This is a genomic window from Salinicoccus luteus DSM 17002 (genome assembly GCF_000712035.1).
GTDB classification, from domain to species: domain Bacteria; phylum Bacillota; class Bacilli; order Staphylococcales; family Salinicoccaceae; genus Salinicoccus; species Salinicoccus luteus.
Window position 1 is genome coordinate 260,739 of sequence record NZ_JONV01000006.1, and the last position, 18,420, is coordinate 279,158.

An 18,420-nucleotide genomic window follows, 5' to 3' on the forward strand; every position below is an offset into this window, starting at 1 on the left:
CAATCAACTCCAGACAGTATATGTAATTTGTTTCTAGTATCTATATATTCTGAATTTGAAGAGATAAACATAGAAAAACAAAGAATATTAAGCGGACAGAGCGGAAAAATACGGTGTCTATTTAACGAGGGTTTTATAAACATTAACAGTATTTAAACAAAAACGATAAAAATGTTAATAAATGTTGTGTTTTTACTTGTCTTTTTTTCTCAGTCGAATTATACTATAACTATACCGTTTAAAATACATTTAAAGGAAGGTATGGAAAAATGAATAAAATAGGATATGCGAGAGTAAGTACGAAGGGGCAAAACCTGGAAAGTCAGCTGGATATGCTGCAGGAGGCCGGATGCATCAAGATTTTCTCGGAAAAGGTGAGCGGACGGAAGGCGGAGCGCACAGCACTTGAACAATGCTTGGAATACATGCGGGAAGGCGACACAATGGTAATCACCAAGCTGGATAGACTGGGAAGGACCACAAAACAACTGATAGAACTGGCCACGACGCTGGAAAAACGCGGAATCGACCTTGAAATCATCAATATGAACGTGACGACGAAGGATCCGATGGGAAAGATGTTCTTTACGATGATGTCTGCATTTGCGGAACTGGAAGCGAGTCTGCTCAGCGAACGGACGAAAAAGGGACTGGAATCAGCAAGGGCACGCGGCAGAAACGGCGGCAGGCCCGGAATTGCGGATGACAAGAAAGCCATGATACAGTCATTGTATGATACACAGAAGTATACAGGGAAACAGATTGCAGAAATGGTTGGTGTATCAAGAGCAACTGTATATAAAGTTGTAAATGAATCAAAAAACAATGATTGATAAGCAACTGGAAATAGAACAATCAGTAAACAGATGTTAAATGCCTGATCCGGAAATGTTCCGGATTGGGTATTATTTTTGGCCAAATACTGGTAATTCTACAAGGTCTTATTTCTCCATATTATAAAGTTTACATAATATATATTATAGGAAGTTGTCTATATATCGAAAAGGAGTACCCTTTTTTATCTTCCTTTCTTCTTTCACTGGATTACAGCCATTATATCCGATGCACTGGGCTTGTGTTGCGGCTGTTGCATATCCGGAGCGATAAGCTGATCCGTCGTTCCTTTGGCTATATTATATACGGAAATAATCGGTCCTGGAATCTGTTATATGCAGTTATCTGTGAATCCATTGGATTTCATTAAACCTGTCTATCATGTATGTACATGTTATAACGGATCCTCTGTAGATATAAAAAAACAGCTACATCATTTGTAGCTGTCCAATTTCTATCTTCTTCTGTTGCTCCGTGGCTGTTCAGGTGCATCCATTCCATCTGTTCCTGGATCTTCAGCTGCGACTTCCTTTTTCCTTCTGCGCCCTCTGATATACAGCCAAGTCAAGATGCTCACAATCAATGACAGTATCCCGAGGAACACTGCGTAGCCCATCAGCGGTTCCCAGTTGGTTTCTTCTATAAAATTCGGCACGATAAATGCTGTCAGCCCCATGATAAGAAAAACGATGAGCGGCATGATTATATACTTCTTCACACTCATTACAAATAATATGCTGACGATGATGACGAGCAGTATGCTTATAATATAGAAACTTGCGTTCTGGATCATTCCATTCACCCCCATGTTGGCTTTTCCATATTCATATTCTCTTAATTGCATCTTTTGAAACCTTTTGCATGTGGCTTTATGAATAGCTATTTCAAAAATAAAGATTTTAATTTTTTGAATTTTCATGTATAATGGCTTTAATACTTCGGTTTCCGAAATTAAAGGAGTGTCAAAATAATGGAACAATTGAAATCCAGAAATGAAGTTGAAGAGCAATATACATGGAATCTGACCGATCTGTTCGCATCTGACGAAGCGTTCGAGCAGGCTGTGGAAGATATCCGTCCTGAAGTGGGAAATTTCAGCACAAAATATGCGGGTAATCTGACCGATGCTTCGGTTGCAGTTGAAGCGATCGAAGATTTCAAAGGTCTCATGGAGTCGCTGGTGCCGATTGGTGCATACGCAAATCTTAGACTGTCTTCAGATCAGGGGGATGCATCGGCACAGAGGCTGAGTGGCCTTGCAAGCAATATCGGTACATACTTCAGCAGTGAAACGAGCTTCCTGACGAGCGAACTGCTGCAGAGGGATGAATCTTTCCTCAAGGAGATCAAGACGCAGGCTCCGGGGTTTGAAAAGTTTGTGGATGAACTGCTGAAGAACAAGCCATACCACCTGGATGCAAAAGTTGAAAAGGCACTTGCCTCCTACTCCACTGTGTTCGAAGGACCATACAGCCTCTATCTGAAAACTAAGCTTTTGGACATCGATTTTGGTACGTTCACAGCCAACGGACAGGAGATCCCCCTCTCCTACCTCGCCTTCGAAGGCGAGCTTGAAAGCCATGAAGATACTGAAGTGAGGCGGAATGCTTTCCGTGCGTTCAGTGACAAGCTTGCGGACTACCAGCATACGACGGCGGCGACATACGACCTCCAGCTGAAGCAGGAGAAGACGACGGCAGATCTCAGAGGCTTCGACTCGGTCATCGATTACCTGCTCCACCGCCAGGATGTGGACCAGACGCTCTATAACCGTCAGATCGACATGATCATGAGTGATCTTGCACCGCACATGAGGCGCTATGCGAACCTGCTCAAACGTGTCCATGGTCTGGAGGAGATGAAATACGAAGATCTCAAAATCTCACTCGACCCGTCCTCAGAACCTGAAATCAGCGTCGAGGAGTCGAGGAAATACATTAATGATGCGCTCGGCATCATGGGGGAAGACTACATCAACATGGTCAATCGCGCCTACGATGAGCGCTGGATCGACTTTGTGAAAAACAAGGGCAAGTCCACTGGTGCCTTCTGTTCGAGCCCATACGGCTCCCATCCCTTCATTCTGATATCATGGACATCACTGATGACCGAGGTGTTCGTCCTTGCCCATGAACTGGGTCACGCAGGCCATTTCTACAATGCCAACCGGGAACAGAATGTGTTCGATGCTAGAAGTTCCATGTACTTCATAGAAGCACCGAGTACCATGAATGAAATGCTCATGGCCAACCACCTGCTTGAGAATTCGGACGATCCGAAATTCAAGCGCTGGGTCATCAGTTCCATCATTTCAAGGACGTACTACCACAACTGTGTCACCCACCTGCTTGAAGCTGCCTATCAGCGCGAAGTCTACAAGAAGGTGGACAACCATGAGAGTGTTTCTGCACCGGAACTGAACCGCCTCAAACGTCAGGTGATCGAGGAATTCTGGGGGGAAGATGTAACGATCACCGAGGGCGCCGAACTCACATGGATGAGGCAGCCGCACTACTACATGGGACTCTATCCGTACACATATTCCGCCGGTCTGACCATTGCGACCGCAATGAGCAAGCGGGTGCTGAACGAAGGGCAGCCTGCCGTCGATGACTGGCTGAAGGTACTCAAGGCCGGAGGTACGAAATCGCCTGTCGAGCTTGCAAAGATGGCGGGGGTCGATGTAACAACGGACCAGCCACTTCGTGATACGATCGATTATATCGGGGAACTTGTGGATCAGCTTGAAGCCCTGACGGAAGAAATAGAAGGATAGAAAAAAACGGTAATCGAAATTTCGATTACCGTTTTTCTTTGAGCAGTGTCTCCCTGGAAGTCTGTTCGACTTTCCCCTCTTTCATCAGGCGGCCGAGTGCGCGCTTGAAGGAGCCTTTCGACATATTGAATGCTTCTTTGATGTCCTCTGGTGAACTCTTGTCGTTCAGTGGCATGCGTCCGCCATTTTTAGTGATGTAGTCCAGCAGCTTTTCGCTGTCGGCATCCATCTTCTTGTATGCCTGCTGTATGAAGGAACCGTTGATTTCCCCCTTGTCGTTGATGCCGATGACCCTGAACTTTTTCAGTTCGCCGAGCCTCGGTTCATCCTCGCGCTCGCTCTCATGCACAAAAACCTTATGCCCATCTTCGGTCAGAAGGAAGGTGCCGATGCGGAGGAGGCGGTACGGACGCCCTTCCATCCACTTGTTCTTCAGTTCCTCAAACTTCGATGCTTCAACCGGCGTGAAGCGTTCTGCAGCTTCATTTTCGGTGATGAGCCTGCCGTAAAGCTGGCTGTCGCTTTCCGCCCGCAGTTTGAGATACAGCTTGTCGCCTTCCTTCGGCCACACGCTCTTCACTTTGGGAAGGTCGATCCACGGCACCAGTATCTCCCTCGGTACGCCGATATCCACATAGGCCCCATCCCTGTTCACTTCCGTGACAGTGGCATAGCCATACTGTTCGACGGAAGCGTCGGGGACGACGGGTGCCGCAAACAGTTCGCCACTTCTGTTCGGATAGATGAAGGCGCTGACCTCCTCTCCGATTTCGTACTCCCTGTCCGAAGTCGAGGCGTTCATCCTTATATAGAGTGCGTCCTCCGTCTTCAGATGATAGGTGGAACCTTCCTTCTTAATCACTTCCAAAAATTGTACTGTACCTGATATCTGGTTCATATATTATCTCCTTCATTATTATAGATCGTTTCAATCACTTTGGTCATATCTTCATTGATGACGAGGTCTGCCTCCCCATCGAATGGCGTTTCATCCCTGTTGATGATGATCAGGTGGCCACCGTTGAAATAGTTGATGAGAAATGCGGCCGGGTTCACCAGCAGCGACGACCCCATCACCACCAGTGTATCTGCCTTCGCCAGTTTTTCTATGGCAGAATTTATGACGGTTTCATCAAGCATTTCCCCATAGAGTACGATATCCGGCCTGAGTACACCGCCACATTCGCAATGTGACAAGTTCTCGGCCATCACGGTCTGTTTGCTATATGCTTTATGACATGCTGTGCAGTAGAACCGGTTGAGAGAGCCATGGAGTTCGTCCACATTCCGGCTGCCTGCATCATGATGCAACCCGTCTATGTTCTGGGTGATGACCCCAAGCGATCGGCCTTCTGCCTCCTCATGCGCGATGAAGTCATGCACAATATTCGGAGCCTTGTCTGCAAGCATCAGGCGTTTCCTATAGAAACGGATGAAACTTTCCGGGTCATCCCGCAGATGCTCGATGCTCAAAAGATATTCCGGCGAATGGCCCGCCCTGCTGATTTCATCGAACAGGCCACCCATACTTCTAAAATCGGGGATGCCGCTTTTGACCGACACCCCTGCACCAGTGAAAAATACGGTACGACGACTCTCATCCATTATACTGGAAAATCGGCGCAATTCGTGCTCCATTGGTATCCGCCCTCCTAGAATTATATTTCAATGGTACCATAAATGTGTTATCATCGCTTAAGAATATACTAAAGGAGAATGCCTATGCTACAGGTTATAGATGTTGGTCTGAGGTTTGGCGACCGCAAACTGTTTGAAGATGTAAATATAAAGTTCACCCCGGGCAACTGCTACGGACTGATCGGTGCGAATGGTGCCGGAAAATCCACATTCCTCAAGATACTTTCCGGAGAAATGGAGGCGCAGACCGGCCATGTGAGCATGGGGAAGGATGAGCGTCTTGCCGTCCTGAAGCAGGACCACTTCGGATATGAGGAATACCGTGTCCTGGATGTCGTAATGATGGGCCATGCAAAACTGTGGGAAGTCATGAATGAAAAGAATGAAATATATATGAAGCCGGATTTCTCCGATGAGGATGGCATACGTGCTGCAGAACTCGAAGGCGAATACGGTGAAATGGGTGGCTGGACGGCCGAATCCGATGCTGAAAGTCTGCTGCATGGCCTGGGCATAGATTCAAGCCTCGTGGACAAGAAGATGTCTGAGCTTGAAAACAACCAGAAAGTTAAAGTCCTGCTCGCACAAAGCCTGTTCGGCAACCCTGATGTACTGCTCCTCGATGAGCCGACCAACGGTCTCGACATACAGGCGATCCAATGGCTTGAAGAATTCCTGATCAATTTCGACAATACTGTCATCGTGGTTTCCCACGACCGCCATTTCCTTAATAATGTGTGTACCCATATTGCCGACCTCGACTTCGGAAAGATACAGCTGTATGTAGGCAACTATGATTTCTGGTACCAATCCAGCCAACTGGCCCAGCAGATGGCCCAGGATCAGAACAAGAAGAAAGAAGAGAAGATCAAGGAACTGAAGGACTTCGTTGCACGGTTCAGTGCGAACGCCTCCAAGTCCAAACAGGCGACAAGCCGTAAGAAGACGCTTGAAAAGATCGAACTCGAGGACATCAAGCCATCTTCCAGAAGGTACCCGTTCGTGAAGTTCACACCGGAACGTGAAATCGGCAATGATCTGCTCTATGTCAAAGGGCTCACGCACAGTGTCGATGGAAACAAAGTGCTGGACAACGTCAGCTTCACGTTGGATCCGTATGACAAGGCAGTCCTGATCGGCTCCTCTGAAATTGCACGCACCACCCTCCTCCGTATCCTGGCCGGTGAACTCACTCCGGACGAAGGCGAAGTCAAATGGGGAGTGACGACAAGCCAGAGCTATATGCCGAAGGACAACTCGGAATATTTCGAAGGCGTCAATACGAACCTTGTCGACTGGCTGCGCCAGTACGCGCCACCTGAAGAACAGACGGAAACCTTCCTGAGAGGATTCCTCGGAAGGATGCTGTTCAGCGGCGAAGAAGCCAAGAAGAAGGCAAGCGTATTGTCCGGTGGGGAAAAAGTCCGTGCAATGCTGTCGAAGATGATGCTCTCCAAGGCGAACGTCATCCTGCTCGACGAACCGACCAACCACCTGGATCTCGAAAGCATCACTGCAGTGAATGATGGGCTCAAAGACTTCAAAGGCTCCATCATATTCACTTCCCATGACTTTGAATTCATCAATACGATCACGAACAAGGTCATTGAACTGAAGGACTCCGGCGCAATAGTCAAAGAGTCCACCTATGAGGAGTACCTGAAAGACCAGGGTCTCATAAAATCGTAATTTATAGACAATTCCATATATTTTTGAAAAAGTAGTTTACATGCATTGCTTATGTATGTATAATGGCATTTATAAAATTAAATATCAGTTGGATGAGGCGCATCAATCATCAGTAGCCACTTAATATATAGTCTGCGAACTTTAAGTGTGTGAAAGGGTGCGATGCCGAAATGGCCTGCCGTTGCAGCAGCGGGTCATTGGATCTGAGGGTTAAGAGCTCCAGGTCTGTCATTATTTTTACAATAATGGAGTGCATCACTTGTGTATAGATCAGAACAAGTCCGGCATTCCGCCGGGCTTGTTTTTTTAGTTTGAGTGAGTGCTTCCCCACAGGAGGACATATGGAAACGAGTGTTTTGAAATTTGGCGGAACATCAGTTGGTGATTTCGACAAGATAAAAGATATTGCGAATGAATTGAAATCAAGGGTTTCACGGGGAGAAAAGCTGATTGTTGTAGTCAGTGCAATGGGCGGTACGACAGATGAACTGCTGTTGAATGCAAACAGCCTCTCCTCCACTCCCAAGGAGGATCATGTGGCACTGCTGCTGACTACAGGAGAACAGCAGACCATCTCCTACCTCTCGATCGTCCTTGAAGATCTTGGGATACGGACAAAGGCGATGACAGGCTACCAGGCAGGCATAAAGACATTTGGCGGGCACATGAAAAGCAGGATTGCGGATATTGACCAGAATCATCTGGAAGCCGCTCTGGAAACCCACGATGTCATCGTTATAGCCGGGTTCCAGGGCATCAATGACAATATGGAGATCACCACGCTTGGACGCGGAGGTTCCGATACGACGGCAGTGGCCATAGCAGCACGCTGCAACATTCCATGTGAAATATACACGGATGTGGATGGCGTCTATGCCACAGATCCGCGTGTATATGGAGAAGCAGGAAGAATATATGAAATTACGTACGATGAGATGATGGAAATGAGTGCACTCGGCGCCGGCGTCCTGGAAACACGCTGCATAGAGATTGCGAAGAATCATTCAATCCCCCTCTACTTGGGCCGGACACTATCAGATGAGAAAGGAACATGGATTATGGAAGAGACACAAGTTCTTGAGAGAAAAGCAGTCACCGGGGTGGCACTGGACAGTGAGATCATCCATGTCACACTGTACGAACCCGAACGGGAGTCGACGCTCATCTTCGATCTTTTCGAAAAGTTCGAGGCCCATGACATCAACATCGATATGATCTCACAGGTCGTGAACAGTGAGGGCTTCCAGCTGTCCTTTACAGTCAAAGGAAACGAATCCTATCGACTGGATGAGATATTCGAAGCGGTCGAACGCCTGCATCCGGATATGGTGCTCGATGTGAGGACCAACCATTCTAAAGTCTCCATCATCGGTTCTGGCATGCGTGATATGACCGGGGTTGCCTCAAAAGCCTTCATGGCACTCCAGGCGGCGGGCATCACGTTCTATCAGACGACAACTTCGGAAATCAGCATCTCATATGTTGTGGACAGCGAAAACGACAGGCAGGCAGTGGAAGTGTTGGCGAAAAAATTCAATCTATAAATCAGGAGGAAATTATTATGGTAAAGGTAGCAATAGTTGGGGCGACAGGCGTCGTCGGAAGCAAGATGATCGAGATGTTCGAGCAGTATGAGATAGCAGCGGATGAGCTTGTACTCTTCTCCTCTCCCCGATCTGCGGGCAAGGAAGTCCAAGTACAGGGCCGGACATACACAGTCCGGGAGTTGACCGAGGAAGCGACGAAGGAAGGCTTCGATTATGTCATCATGAGTGCCGGAGGCGGTACAAGCAAGCACTTCGCCCCACTGTTTGAAGAAGGTGGTGCCATCGTGATAGACAACTCAAGCCAATGGCGGATGCATGAGGATATCGATCTGATTGTTCCGGAAATAAACAGACCTGTCCTTGACCGCAGAATCATTGCCAATCCGAACTGCTCCACAATCCAGTCTGTTGTCGCCCTCCAGCCGCTGAAGGAGAAATTCGGCCTAAAGAGAGTGCATTACACGACATACCAGGCAGTCTCCGGTTCCGGCGTCGGCGGCCTCCGCGACCTTGAGGAAGGCGCAAAGGGAGAAGCACCGACAACCTACCCGCATCCAATCCATGACAATGTCCTTCCGCATATAGACGTCTTCCTTGAGGATGGCTATACGAAAGAGGAAAGGAAGATGATCGATGAAACACAGAAGATTTTGAGTCAGCCTGACCTTGCTGTAACAGCAACATGCGTCCGCGTACCTGTCACAAACAGCCATGCCGTGCAGATCAATGTCACTCTGGACAGGGATGCGACGGTCGATGAAGTGCGTGAAGTATTCAAGGGCATCCCCCACATCAAACTGGTGGACAACCCGGAGAACAATGAGTATCCGACTCCTCTTGAGAGCACGGGGAAAAGCGAAGTGTTCGTCGGCCGCATCCGGAAGGACGAGTCGCTCGACAATACGTTCCATATATGGTGTACAGCGGATAATCTCCTAAAAGGCGCAGCGCAGAATACGGTACAGATTCTAAAAATGATGATGGAAACGGAGAGTGTTCAAAATGGATAGCGATATTATCTTTGAAGGTATTGGAGTAGCGATTACAACCCCTCTTACGAATGATGAAGTGGATTATGACGCGTTCAGGAAGCATATCGAGTATCTGATTGAAAACAACGCCCAGGCAATCATTGTAAATGGTACGACCGGCGAATCCCCTACACTTGCGCCCGATGAAGCGCGCGAACTGCTGAAGGTCGGAGTGGATACGGTGGACGGCAGAATTCCAGTCATCGCCGGTACAGGAACAAACTCGACACGTGCCAGCATAGAGCTGTCCAAGTATGCAGCAGAAATCGGGGCGGATGCATTGATGCTCATCACCCCCTACTACAACAAAAGCAACCAGCGCGGCCTCTATCAGCACTTCACAAAGATTGCAGACAGCACGGACCTTCCGGTCGTCCTCTATAACGTGCCTGGAAGGACGGGCATGACCATCGAACCGCAAACGGTCGCTGAATTGAGCAGACACAGGAATATTGCAGCGCTGAAGGATGCTGTTGGTGATCTTGGATATACTAAAGAAGTGCTAGAACTGACTGCAGACCAGGACTTCACCCTGTATAGCGGAAACGACGACAATATGCATGACTTCTGCAAACTGGGCGGAAAAGGCCTGATCTCAGTCGTAGGAAACATCATTCCAGGTGAGCTTCAGGAAGTCTATGAAAGCATAAAGAATAACAGCGAAGATTCAAAAGAGCAGTTTGATGCATTGATGCCGATGATCAGGGCCGTACAGGTGGACGTCAATCCGATTCCTGTAAAAGCGATGACAAGTGAACTCGGGTTCGGCAATTATGAACTCAGACTGCCACTCGTTCCTCTTGAAGAGGAAGCATTGAATGAAGTCGTCCAGACGCTGAGACGCTTCAAGGAGGGCTCCTTTGTATGAAGATCCTTCTCATAGGCTATGGCACAATGAATAAAATCACAGCAAGACTTGCCGAAGAAGAGGGCCACGAAATAGTTGGAATCATCGCAGGCAGCGACAAGGACGCCCCCTACCCTGCATTCGACACGATTGACGCGGCAGAGGCGGATGTCGCAATCGACTTCTCGCATCCGGAACTTCTTCTCCCCCTGCTCGAAGATGAGGTGAAAACCCCTCTTGTAATCGCTACGACAGGACAGAAGGAAGAAATCGTATCCGTACTCAAGGAAAAAAGCGAATCACTGCCGGTATTCTTCAGTGCCAACATGAGCTATGGCATCCATGTAATGAATACGCTGCTCAAGAAGGCACTGACGATGCTGGATGAGTTCGATCTGGAGATGGTGGAACGCCACCATAATAAGAAAGTCGATGCACCAAGCGGCACACTTGTAAAATTGCTCGATACCGCCCTGGATCACCGTGAAGACAGCTACCCAGTCTATGACAGGTCCAACATCCATGAAAAAAGGAAGAAGGAAGAGATTGGCGTCAGTGCGATCAGGGGCGGTTCCATTGTAGGTACGCATGATGTTATATTTGCTAAAGATGACGAAGTCATCGAGATTACTCATCAGGCACAATCCAAGGAAATATTTGCGAATGGCGCACTGAAAGCCGCAAATGCTCTGGTCAATCGTCCGAATGGCTTTTACGACTACAACAACTTATTCGAGGAGAGATAGTAAAATGGAAAACTTTACAGCAGAAGAAATCATCCAGTACATCAGTAACGCACACAAGGTGACACCAGTGAAGGTATACGTCAATGGAAACTTTGAAGGTGTAGAATTCCCGGATACACTCAAAGTATTCGGCAGTGAAACTTCAAAAACGATCTTCGCAGATCTGGCGGATTGGAAAGCATTCGAAGAATACAATCAGGATATCATCACGGATATCGAAGTTGAAATGGACAGAAGAAACTCTGCAATTCCGTTGAAAGACCTTTCAGAAACCAATGCACGCATAGAACCGGGTGCGTTCATCCGCGAGAATGCCGTAATTGAAGATGGTGCAGTCGTCATGATGGGTGCAACAATCAATATCGGTGCGATCGTCGGCGAAGGTACCATGATTGATATGAACGCTTCCCTCGGTGGACGTGCTGTTACAGGCAAGAATGTCCATGTGGGCGCAGGATCTGTGCTTGCCGGTGTCATCGAGCCGCCAAGTGCTTCCCCGGTAGTCATAGAGGATGATGTCCTGATCGGTGCAAATGCCGTTATACTTGAAGGTGTAAGGGTCGGAAAAGGCGCGATTGTAGCAGCGGGCGCGATTGTTACGGACGATGTTCCAGCAGGCGCGGTTGTAGCAGGTACACCAGCAAAAGTGATCAAGCAATCCCAGGATGTGGACAGCTCCAAGAGAGAAATCGTTTCAGCGTTGAGGAAGCTTAATGACTGATCTTGAATTTGTGATCGAGCACAGACGGGTGCTTCATCAGCATCCTGAAACTAGTATGCAGGAATTCAGGACGACTGAATACATCCTCAAGTTTCTGCAGCAGATGGAAATCCCTTTTGAACGGCCTCTTGAAACAGGGGCCGTTGCTCGTCTGCCGGGGAATTCCGGTAGGACCATCGCCTTCAGGGCGGATATAGATGCCCTGCCGATACAGGAGGAAAATGATGTGCCCTACTGCAGTACAACAGACCATGCCATGCATGCATGTGGACACGATGGCCATACTGCAGCCTTGATGCTTTTTGCAAAACGCTGTAAAGCTCTGCATGATGCTGGGGAGCTGAAGCACAATGCCATATTCATTTTTCAGCCTTCCGAGGAGACGGCGGCTGGTGCCAACCAGCTCATCGATGCCTGGCAGCCTGAGGAGGATATTGAAGCGGTGTTCGGCGTGCATATGATGCCGAATGAAGACGAAGGCAAAGTGGTCCTTCGGGACGGGGAAATCACTGCAAGTGCAACTGAATTCCGATTCTATGTCGATGGGAAGTCTGCCCATGTGGCGGCGAAGCACGATGGCATATCAGCAATCGAGACCCTCCTCCACATCACGACGCAGTTGACACAGCTCCAGCACTTCCATCTCAACGGCCTGAACCGCAACATCATCCATATCGGAAACCTGAATGCCGGTGAGGCGATCAATACCGTTGCAAGCAAGGGCTACCTCGAGGGGACGATACGGACTTATGAGATGGAAGATCTGGAAACGATAAAGACGCGAATGAGAACGCTGGCCCATACAGCGACTGAACTGTTCAGTACCGAGGTGGAGGTCACCTTCAATGAAGGCTACCCACCGGTAATGAACGCACCTGTGCTGAGGCAGTCCGTGGAAACGGCCCTGACTGCCATTGATATTAATATCATCGACAGTGACAAGCCCTATCTGTTTGGTGAAGACTTCAGTTTCTACAACCGGATCGCTCCTTCGTATTTCATATTTTTCGGGAGCCGGAATGAGGAAAAGGGATTTACAAGCAGCCTGCATACATCAACATTTGATTTCGATGAAGCAGTGCTGTTGAAAGTGGCAGATTATTATGAAGCGCTGATGGAAGAAATATAAGTAAGGAAGTGGATGGAATGGGTGGCACACTCACAATAGATAGAAAACAATTCATACAAACGGCCAAAGCGGCAACAGGCGGCAAGGATGTCATCGCTGTTGTTAAGAACAATGCCTATAACTATGGTCTGGAATTTTCCGTAAAAGCATTTCTTGAGGCTGGCATCCATTCGTTCGCTACCACTTCGATGGATGAGGCGCTTGAAATCAGAAAGATCTCCAGGGACGCCCTGGTTTTCCTGATGAATCCGACCTATGATTTTCAGACGGTCAGGGAAAACGGCTTTCATATTACATTGCCGTCCATGGAATACTACCATGAATATAGGGAAGCACTCTCCGGTATCAGTGTGCATCTCGAGTATGCAGGACTCTTCAACCGTTCCGGCTTCAGCACATCCGAAGAGATGATTGAAGTCATCAGCGATTCGTATGCACTCCCCCAGAATGCCAGGATGGATATTGCCGGTATCTGGACGCATTTCGGCTATGCCGATGAACTTGATATGGAGGAGTATGAAGTGGAAAGGGAGCTGTGGCTGACGCTTCTTTCCGACGTTCTGTCTACAGGCCATGACTTCGACTACATCCATGCACAGAACAGTGCAAGCTTTGCACGCGATGGACTGTTCAATGGGCACACCCATCTGAGGATCGGCATCGCTCTTTACGGCTCACGCCCCTATGCGACGCTTCCTGTTGAAGATTATGTGCAGAGTATGACATTGAAGGCCCCCATTGTCCAATTGAGGCGGCTCTCGGCCAAGCAGAGGTGTGGTTATGGTGGGAGTTACCAGCCTGAAAATGATACGAAGATCGCAGTGGTCGATATCGGTTATGGGGATGGCATCCTGAGAAAGCGTGCTGAATTCGACTGCATGATTAATGGAAAGCGATATGCAATCAGAGCTTTGATGATGAGCCATATGATTGTGGAAGTGGATGAAGATGTATCTCTGGATGATGAAGTCATCATGTACAGCAATGACCTGAGGGTCGACGAGTACACAGCACTCGGTGCAGGCGCAAACTCCGAGCAGCTGGGTGCACTGAACTACAACTCTTTAAAAAAGGTGATATTAAATGACACTAACGTATATCAATGATGAACTGCATTTGAATGGTCATTCACTGAAAGGCTTGGCAGAACAATATGGAACGCCCCTTTTCGTCTATGATGAAGATGCACTCCGCAGCCAGTGCAGGAGATACCACAGTGTGTTTGAAGGCGAATCGCTGGATTATTCCATTTCGTATGCTTCAAAGGCATTCACTTCCATACAGATGGTCAAACTTCTCGAAGAGGAGAACATGAAGCTTGACGTCGTTTCGGCAGGCGAGCTGTACACTGCACTGGAAGCAGGATTCCCGGCTTCACACATACACTTCCATGGAAACAACAAAACAACCGAAGAAATCGAATATGCACTTGAAATGGGTATTGGACTATTTGTAGTGGATGCAATGGATGAAGTGGCGCTCCTCGACCGTCTCGCCGATCAACCGGTTGATGTCCTGCTTAGAATCAATCCAGGCATCGATGTAAATACACACTCCTATATCCAGACCGGGCAGGAAGACAGCAAGTTCGGCCTGTCCATCCACAACGGAACTGCACAGGAGGCCATCGAAAGGATACATAGCAGTAACCAGCTGAATTTCAAGGGTGTACATTATCATCTCGGTTCGCAGATATCCGAGGAAGGCCCTTTCCTGAAAGCATTGGAGGTCGTTTTTGAATGGCTGTCCAGCGCCTCCATCGATGTAGAAATATTGAATATGGGTGGCGGTTATGGTGTCCGCTACACTGAAGAGGACATAAGATTCCCAATTGAAGAAGGGTTCTCCCGGATCATTGGAAAACTAAAATCCCTTGCTGATGAATATGACATTCCCCTCCCCCATATCATGATAGAGCCGGGGCGTTCAATTGCAGCAGAGGCTGGTATTACTGTCTATGAAGTGGGGGTTGTTAAGGATATTCCAGGTGTGTCTAGATATGTGTCGATTGACGGAGGAATGAGCGATCATATACGTACGCCCCTGTATGATGCAAAATACGAGGTCTTGACTGTGGACGCTGGAGAAGGAAAAAATATCAACTCACATGTTGTCGGGAAACTGTGTGAATCCGGAGATGTCGTTGGTAAGAATCTACCTCTGCCGGAGGACATCAGGCGTGGAGATCTGGTGGCGGTCGGGACGACAGGCGCCTACCACTACTCCATGGCTTCCAATTACAATCAGATGAGAAAACCAGCCGTTGTATTTGTCACTGAAGACAACGTAAGGGAAGTCATCAGAAGACAGAGTTTGAAACAGCTTGTGGAAAATGATGTGAGATAAAATAAAAAGAGCCCTCGGGCTCTTTTTATTTTTGTATATAGAAATGCACAAAAAAAACCTGGGCCAAGCCCAGGTTCAGATGATACAAATCAATTTATCATAAATAGATTTATATTAGAGTTTAACAACGTTTGCAGCTTGTGGGCCACGGTCGCCTTCAACGACTTCGAATTCTACTGATTGACCTTCTTCAAGGGATTTGTAACCTTCTTGATTGATAGCGGAGAAGTGTACGAACACGTCGTTTTCACCCTCGATTTCGATAAAGCCAAAACCTTTTTCTGCATTGAACCATTTTACTGTACCTTGTTTCATTAATTAAATCCTCCAGTGACGATATTCAATAGCATAATCCATATAGCATAGAAATGTATGGTACATACAATTTCTTATATGGAGAATACTTATTGATATCCCAATTATAAGCCATATGGCTCGGATTTGCAAATGATTCTTTACTGGTTTTGTCTTTTTTTATGAATATTCTAATAATATTATGCAACCAATTCCCCGTTTTTAAGCATCATCGGTGTATAGAATATCTGCAGGTCTTCCCCACAATCTTCACAATGCTCCATCTCACAGCCATTGAAGAATGTGAGAAGGTTGTATTTTCCTTCTTTGAATGAATGGAACTGTTCTTTCATTTTCTGGATGATATCCTTATATGCATCTTTCATGGCTTTTTCAGACTCATAGCTGAACTGTCTGATGATGCCTTCCTGCCACCCCTCAAAAAGCCACCAGCCTTCGTAATCCGCTCTGAGTATGACAATCTTAAACATTTTAAAAACTCCATTCGCGTTTGATAATATATGTATTATATACGCGTATAATTCGCATTATCAAGCTAAAAATCCTATAATATAGTATAAGAGGTGTTGCAAATGGAATCAAGAATGATAATTGTATCCGGACATGTCCAAGGGGTCGGTTTTAGATATTCAACAAAAAGCATTGCAGATCGCCTGAATATTACCGGCTATGCAGCAAATGTCCGGGACTATGTCGAAATACTGGCCACTGGCACAGAAGCGGATTTGGACGAATTTGTACAGCAGGTCGTACAAGGGGCCTCCCCGGCTTCGAGTGTTGATGACTATTCGGTCAAAACGATTCCCCTGGAAGATGGCTATGATAGATTTGTAACCAAATAGTATTGACTGAAGGTGTAATTTAAAGATGAAGAATAATATATCACACTGGTTCGCCTCATTGATTTCCATACCGGTCGCGGTTGTGGCAGGCATGTTTTCGATGATTGCCTTCGATATTCATCTGTTTCTCGATATGATGATTGCGACGGGCGGTTTTTTTGCAGCCTACTTCCCTACTCAATCGATAAGCCTGAATTCACAGCTGCAGAAAATGGGTATATCAAAAAGTGAATACCGTTACGTCAAACGTCAGCTGTCTGAAGCAAGGGAAAAGATCAAAAGGTTGAGGCAGACCTACAAGAATGTCCGCACTTTGAAAGATGCGAAACTCATATACGATATCAACCGTCTCGTCCGGACCATATACCAGGCAGTCGAAAATGATCCCAAGCTCTTTTTCAATGCACAGCAGTTCTTCCATTCAAATCTTGATTCGGCGGTGAATACCATCGAGCAGTATCTTTTCTTGTACAAGATGCCGGGCAAGACGAAGGAGGAAAAGGTGAAGCTCCACGAAACACGCATCTCACTGCTGGAGCTCAAAAGAACCATACAGTCTAACCTGTCAGCGATGAACAGGGACAGCTATCAAGCCTTGGAAGTTGAGAAGGACTTCATAAAAATGAACAGGAAACGTACCATGTCCACACTCAAACTGGATAATAAACTTGAAAAGCAGAAGGTGGATCTGAAGAAAAAAGAGAAAGAACCAGTATACCAAAACAGAGGTGAAGATAATGAAAGAGGAAAATAAATTAAAAGAGAAGCTATTGTCCGACCCATTCTCTTCAGTGGATGAAGATACGGATCTCATCCCACAGCCTGAAATGGCCGTTGAGGAAAAAAGGGAACAGAGCACGCTGACCACCTATCAGGAAAGATTTACAGAAGAAGACCTGAAGAAGATTGAAGAAATCAAGAACAAGATAGAACCCCTGGATAATGATGCGCTCATCCAATATGGCTCGAATGCACAGCAGGCACTCTCCAAGTTCTCCCACCAGATGCTCACAGAAGTCCAGTCGAAAGACGTTGGACCAATCGGAGAAACGCTGGAGAGCCTGATGAAGAAACTGAAGGAAATCGATCCGGATGAACTGACGAAAGAAAAGAAGAATATTTTCAATCGCATATTCCGGAGAGTGAAGAAATCTGTTAACGAATTGATTTCAAAACACCAGAGTGTAGCATCACAGGTCGACCGTATCGGTATACAGCTCGAGCACGCGAAGGAAGTCCTGGTCAAGGATGTGCATCTGCTCGATAAGCTGTATGATCAGAACAAGGACTACTTTGATGCAATAAATATATACATTGCAGCTGCCGAAATGAAGAAGGAAGAATTGGAAAACCAAACACTGCCTGAGCTGAGAAGAAAAGCTGAGGAATCGAGCAACCAGATGCATGTGCAGGAAGTAAATGACATGATGCAGTATATCAACCGGTTGGAAAAACGGATCCATGACCTCAAGCTATCAAGGCAGATCACTCTTCAGTCTGCTCCACAAATCAGAATGATTCAAAACATCAACCAGACGTTGGCAGAGAAGATTCAGAGCTCCATCCTGACGAGCATACCGCTTTGGAAGAACCAGATGGCCATCGCCCTTACCCTGCTCCGTCAGGAGTCGGCTTCACAGGCCCAGCAGGCAGTCACCAATACGACAAATGACTTGCTGACGAAGAACTCTGAGATGCTGAAGCAGAACTCCATACGGACAGCTCAGGAAAATGAGCGGGGTATCGTAGATATCGAAACATTGAAGACGACCCAGGAAAATCTTGTGACCACTATTGAAGAAACATTGAGGATTCAGCAGGAAGGCTCACAAAAACGCCAGGCGGCAGAGCGCGAACTGGAAAGCATGGAAGAGGAGCTCAAGACGAGATTGCTGGAACTCAAGGAAGAACATCGATATTAATTTCATAATAAAAAGCGCATCCAGAGGATGCGCTTTT

The 18,420-nt window shown here is 47.1% G+C and carries 19 protein-coding genes and 1 riboswitch; of the genes, 14 read left to right on the forward strand and 5 right to left on the reverse strand.

Annotated elements, in window-relative coordinates; all coding sequences use genetic code 11:
• Nucleotides 1-269 precede the first annotated feature (269 nt).
• Entirely contained in the window at nt 270-833 is a 564-nt protein-coding gene (locus tag BO53_RS0101460) for a recombinase family protein (protein WP_031544693.1), read from the forward strand.
• 455 nt (nt 834-1,288) lie between these two features.
• On the opposite strand, the gene BO53_RS0101465 is transcribed toward BO53_RS0101460, so the two are convergent.
• Nucleotides 1,289-1,627: a hypothetical protein gene (locus BO53_RS0101465; protein ID WP_037341593.1), complete on the reverse strand. Its 339-nt coding sequence runs from the start codon at nt 1,625-1,627 to the stop codon at nt 1,289-1,291.
• A gap of 177 nt (nt 1,628-1,804) precedes the next feature.
• Between BO53_RS0101465 and pepF the strand changes: the two genes are divergently transcribed.
• Nucleotides 1,805-3,610, forward strand: a complete 1,806-nt coding sequence (gene pepF / locus BO53_RS0101470) for an oligoendopeptidase F (RefSeq protein ID WP_031544698.1) — start codon at nt 1,805-1,807, stop codon at nt 3,608-3,610.
• A 25-nt stretch (nt 3,611-3,635) separates the two neighbouring features.
• On the opposite strand, the gene BO53_RS0101475 is transcribed toward pepF, so the two are convergent.
• The gene (locus tag BO53_RS0101475) at nt 3,636-4,508 is read right to left on the reverse strand and encodes a CvfB family protein (protein WP_031544699.1); all 873 of its coding nucleotides are present in this window, start codon (nt 4,506-4,508) and stop codon (nt 3,636-3,638) included.
• Nucleotides 4,505-5,248, reverse strand: coding sequence for an NAD-dependent protein deacylase (locus tag BO53_RS0101480; protein ID WP_031544701.1), 744 nt, complete (start codon nt 5,246-5,248; stop codon nt 4,505-4,507). The genes BO53_RS0101475 and BO53_RS0101480 overlap by 4 nt, the downstream gene beginning before the upstream one ends.
• An 84-nt stretch (nt 5,249-5,332) precedes the next feature.
• Here BO53_RS0101480 and BO53_RS0101485 point away from each other — a divergent pair, with 84 nt between their 5' ends.
• From BO53_RS0101485 to lysA, 9 genes are all read left to right on the forward strand, one after another.
• Nucleotides 5,333-6,937, forward strand: a complete 1,605-nt coding sequence (locus BO53_RS0101485; RefSeq protein WP_031544703.1) for an ABC-F family ATP-binding cassette domain-containing protein — start codon at nt 5,333-5,335, stop codon at nt 6,935-6,937.
• Nucleotides 6,938-7,021: 84 nt separating this feature from the next.
• Nucleotides 7,022-7,201, forward strand: a riboswitch (Lysine riboswitch).
• Nucleotides 7,202-7,278: 77 nt separating this feature from the next.
• Complete coding sequence (locus BO53_RS0101490; protein ID WP_031544705.1) at nt 7,279-8,481, forward strand: aspartate kinase; 1,203 nt, start codon at nt 7,279-7,281, stop codon at nt 8,479-8,481.
• A 17-nt stretch (nt 8,482-8,498) separates the two neighbouring features.
• Nucleotides 8,499-9,494, forward strand: coding sequence for an aspartate-semialdehyde dehydrogenase (locus tag BO53_RS0101495; RefSeq protein WP_031544707.1), 996 nt, complete (start codon nt 8,499-8,501; stop codon nt 9,492-9,494).
• The gene (gene dapA / locus BO53_RS0101500) at nt 9,487-10,383 is read left to right on the forward strand and encodes a 4-hydroxy-tetrahydrodipicolinate synthase (RefSeq protein WP_031544710.1); all 897 of its coding nucleotides are present in this window, start codon (nt 9,487-9,489) and stop codon (nt 10,381-10,383) included. Before BO53_RS0101495 ends, dapA begins: the two co-directional genes overlap by 8 nt.
• Complete coding sequence (gene dapB, locus BO53_RS0101505) at nt 10,380-11,108, forward strand: 4-hydroxy-tetrahydrodipicolinate reductase (protein WP_031544713.1); 729 nt, start codon at nt 10,380-10,382, stop codon at nt 11,106-11,108. Before dapA ends, dapB begins: the two co-directional genes overlap by 4 nt.
• Nucleotides 11,109-11,112: 4 nt before the next feature.
• Complete coding sequence (gene dapD, locus BO53_RS0101510; protein WP_031544715.1) at nt 11,113-11,829, forward strand: 2,3,4,5-tetrahydropyridine-2,6-dicarboxylate N-acetyltransferase; 717 nt, start codon at nt 11,113-11,115, stop codon at nt 11,827-11,829.
• Nucleotides 11,822-12,958 (forward strand): M20 metallopeptidase family protein, encoded by a 1,137-nt coding sequence (locus BO53_RS0101515; protein ID WP_031544717.1) that lies wholly within the window; start codon nt 11,822-11,824, stop codon nt 12,956-12,958. Before dapD ends, BO53_RS0101515 begins: the two co-directional genes overlap by 8 nt.
• A gap of 17 nt (nt 12,959-12,975) precedes the next feature.
• Nucleotides 12,976-14,064: an alanine racemase gene (locus BO53_RS0101520; protein ID WP_031544719.1), complete on the forward strand. Its 1,089-nt coding sequence runs from the start codon at nt 12,976-12,978 to the stop codon at nt 14,062-14,064.
• The gene (lysA, locus tag BO53_RS0101525) at nt 14,042-15,304 is read left to right on the forward strand and encodes a diaminopimelate decarboxylase (RefSeq protein WP_031544721.1); all 1,263 of its coding nucleotides are present in this window, start codon (nt 14,042-14,044) and stop codon (nt 15,302-15,304) included. The genes BO53_RS0101520 and lysA overlap by 23 nt, the downstream gene beginning before the upstream one ends.
• A gap of 114 nt (nt 15,305-15,418) precedes the next feature.
• On the opposite strand, the gene cspA is transcribed toward lysA, so the two are convergent.
• Together cspA and BO53_RS0101535 are read right to left on the reverse strand one after the other, a co-directional pair.
• Nucleotides 15,419-15,619, reverse strand: coding sequence for a cold shock protein CspA (gene cspA, locus BO53_RS0101530; protein WP_017548994.1), 201 nt, complete (start codon nt 15,617-15,619; stop codon nt 15,419-15,421).
• Between the two features lie 179 nt (nt 15,620-15,798).
• Complete coding sequence (locus tag BO53_RS0101535) at nt 15,799-16,089, reverse strand: DUF1033 family protein (RefSeq protein WP_031544725.1); 291 nt, start codon at nt 16,087-16,089, stop codon at nt 15,799-15,801.
• A 102-nt stretch (nt 16,090-16,191) separates the two neighbouring features.
• Here BO53_RS0101535 and BO53_RS0101540 point away from each other — a divergent pair, with 102 nt between their 5' ends.
• Genes BO53_RS0101540 through BO53_RS0101550 form a run of 3 tightly spaced genes read left to right on the forward strand, consistent with a single transcriptional unit; the run spans nt 16,192 to nt 18,383 of the window.
• The gene (locus BO53_RS0101540) at nt 16,192-16,461 is read left to right on the forward strand and encodes an acylphosphatase (RefSeq protein WP_031544727.1); all 270 of its coding nucleotides are present in this window, start codon (nt 16,192-16,194) and stop codon (nt 16,459-16,461) included.
• Between the two features lie 25 nt (nt 16,462-16,486).
• Entirely contained in the window at nt 16,487-17,215 is a 729-nt protein-coding gene (locus BO53_RS0101545) for a 5-bromo-4-chloroindolyl phosphate hydrolysis family protein (RefSeq protein ID WP_031544729.1), read from the forward strand.
• Nucleotides 17,199-18,383: a toxic anion resistance protein gene (locus tag BO53_RS0101550; RefSeq protein WP_031544731.1), complete on the forward strand. Its 1,185-nt coding sequence runs from the start codon at nt 17,199-17,201 to the stop codon at nt 18,381-18,383. Before BO53_RS0101545 ends, BO53_RS0101550 begins: the two co-directional genes overlap by 17 nt.
• The last annotated feature ends 37 nt before the right edge of the window (nt 18,384-18,420 follow it).

What these genes read in the sequence shown, in the direction of transcription:
- BO53_RS0101485 (WP_031544703.1), top strand. Translation starts at nt 5,333, where the DNA reads ATGCTACAGGTTATAGATGTTGGTCTGAGGTTTGGCGACCGCAAACTG.
- BO53_RS0101495 (WP_031544707.1), top strand. Translation starts at nt 8,499, where the DNA reads ATGGTAAAGGTAGCAATAGTTGGGGCGACAGGCGTCGTCGGAAGCAAG.
- dapB (WP_031544713.1), top strand. Translation starts at nt 10,380, where the DNA reads ATGAAGATCCTTCTCATAGGCTATGGCACAATGAATAAAATCACAGCA.
- cspA (WP_017548994.1), bottom strand. Translation starts at nt 15,619, where the DNA reads ATGAAACAAGGTACAGTAAAATGGTTCAATGCAGAAAAAGGTTTTGGC.
- BO53_RS0101490 (WP_031544705.1), top strand. Translation starts at nt 7,279, where the DNA reads ATGGAAACGAGTGTTTTGAAATTTGGCGGAACATCAGTTGGTGATTTC.
- BO53_RS0101545 (WP_031544729.1), top strand. Translation starts at nt 16,487, where the DNA reads ATGAAGAATAATATATCACACTGGTTCGCCTCATTGATTTCCATACCG.
- dapA (WP_031544710.1), top strand. Translation starts at nt 9,487, where the DNA reads ATGGATAGCGATATTATCTTTGAAGGTATTGGAGTAGCGATTACAACC.
- pepF (WP_031544698.1), top strand. Translation starts at nt 1,805, where the DNA reads ATGGAACAATTGAAATCCAGAAATGAAGTTGAAGAGCAATATACATGG.
- BO53_RS0101460 (WP_031544693.1), top strand. Translation starts at nt 270, where the DNA reads ATGAATAAAATAGGATATGCGAGAGTAAGTACGAAGGGGCAAAACCTG.
- BO53_RS0101515 (WP_031544717.1), top strand. Translation starts at nt 11,822, where the DNA reads ATGACTGATCTTGAATTTGTGATCGAGCACAGACGGGTGCTTCATCAG.
- BO53_RS0101520 (WP_031544719.1), top strand. Translation starts at nt 12,976, where the DNA reads ATGGGTGGCACACTCACAATAGATAGAAAACAATTCATACAAACGGCC.
- BO53_RS0101540 (WP_031544727.1), top strand. Translation starts at nt 16,192, where the DNA reads ATGGAATCAAGAATGATAATTGTATCCGGACATGTCCAAGGGGTCGGT.
- BO53_RS0101550 (WP_031544731.1), top strand. Translation starts at nt 17,199, where the DNA reads ATGAAAGAGGAAAATAAATTAAAAGAGAAGCTATTGTCCGACCCATTC.
- BO53_RS0101465 (WP_037341593.1), bottom strand. Translation starts at nt 1,627, where the DNA reads ATGATCCAGAACGCAAGTTTCTATATTATAAGCATACTGCTCGTCATC.
- BO53_RS0101475 (WP_031544699.1), bottom strand. Translation starts at nt 4,508, where the DNA reads ATGAACCAGATATCAGGTACAGTACAATTTTTGGAAGTGATTAAGAAG.
- dapD (WP_031544715.1), top strand. Translation starts at nt 11,113, where the DNA reads ATGGAAAACTTTACAGCAGAAGAAATCATCCAGTACATCAGTAACGCA.
- lysA (WP_031544721.1), top strand. Translation starts at nt 14,042, where the DNA reads ATGACACTAACGTATATCAATGATGAACTGCATTTGAATGGTCATTCA.
- BO53_RS0101480 (WP_031544701.1), bottom strand. Translation starts at nt 5,248, where the DNA reads ATGGAGCACGAATTGCGCCGATTTTCCAGTATAATGGATGAGAGTCGT.
- BO53_RS0101535 (WP_031544725.1), bottom strand. Translation starts at nt 16,089, where the DNA reads ATGTTTAAGATTGTCATACTCAGAGCGGATTACGAAGGCTGGTGGCTT.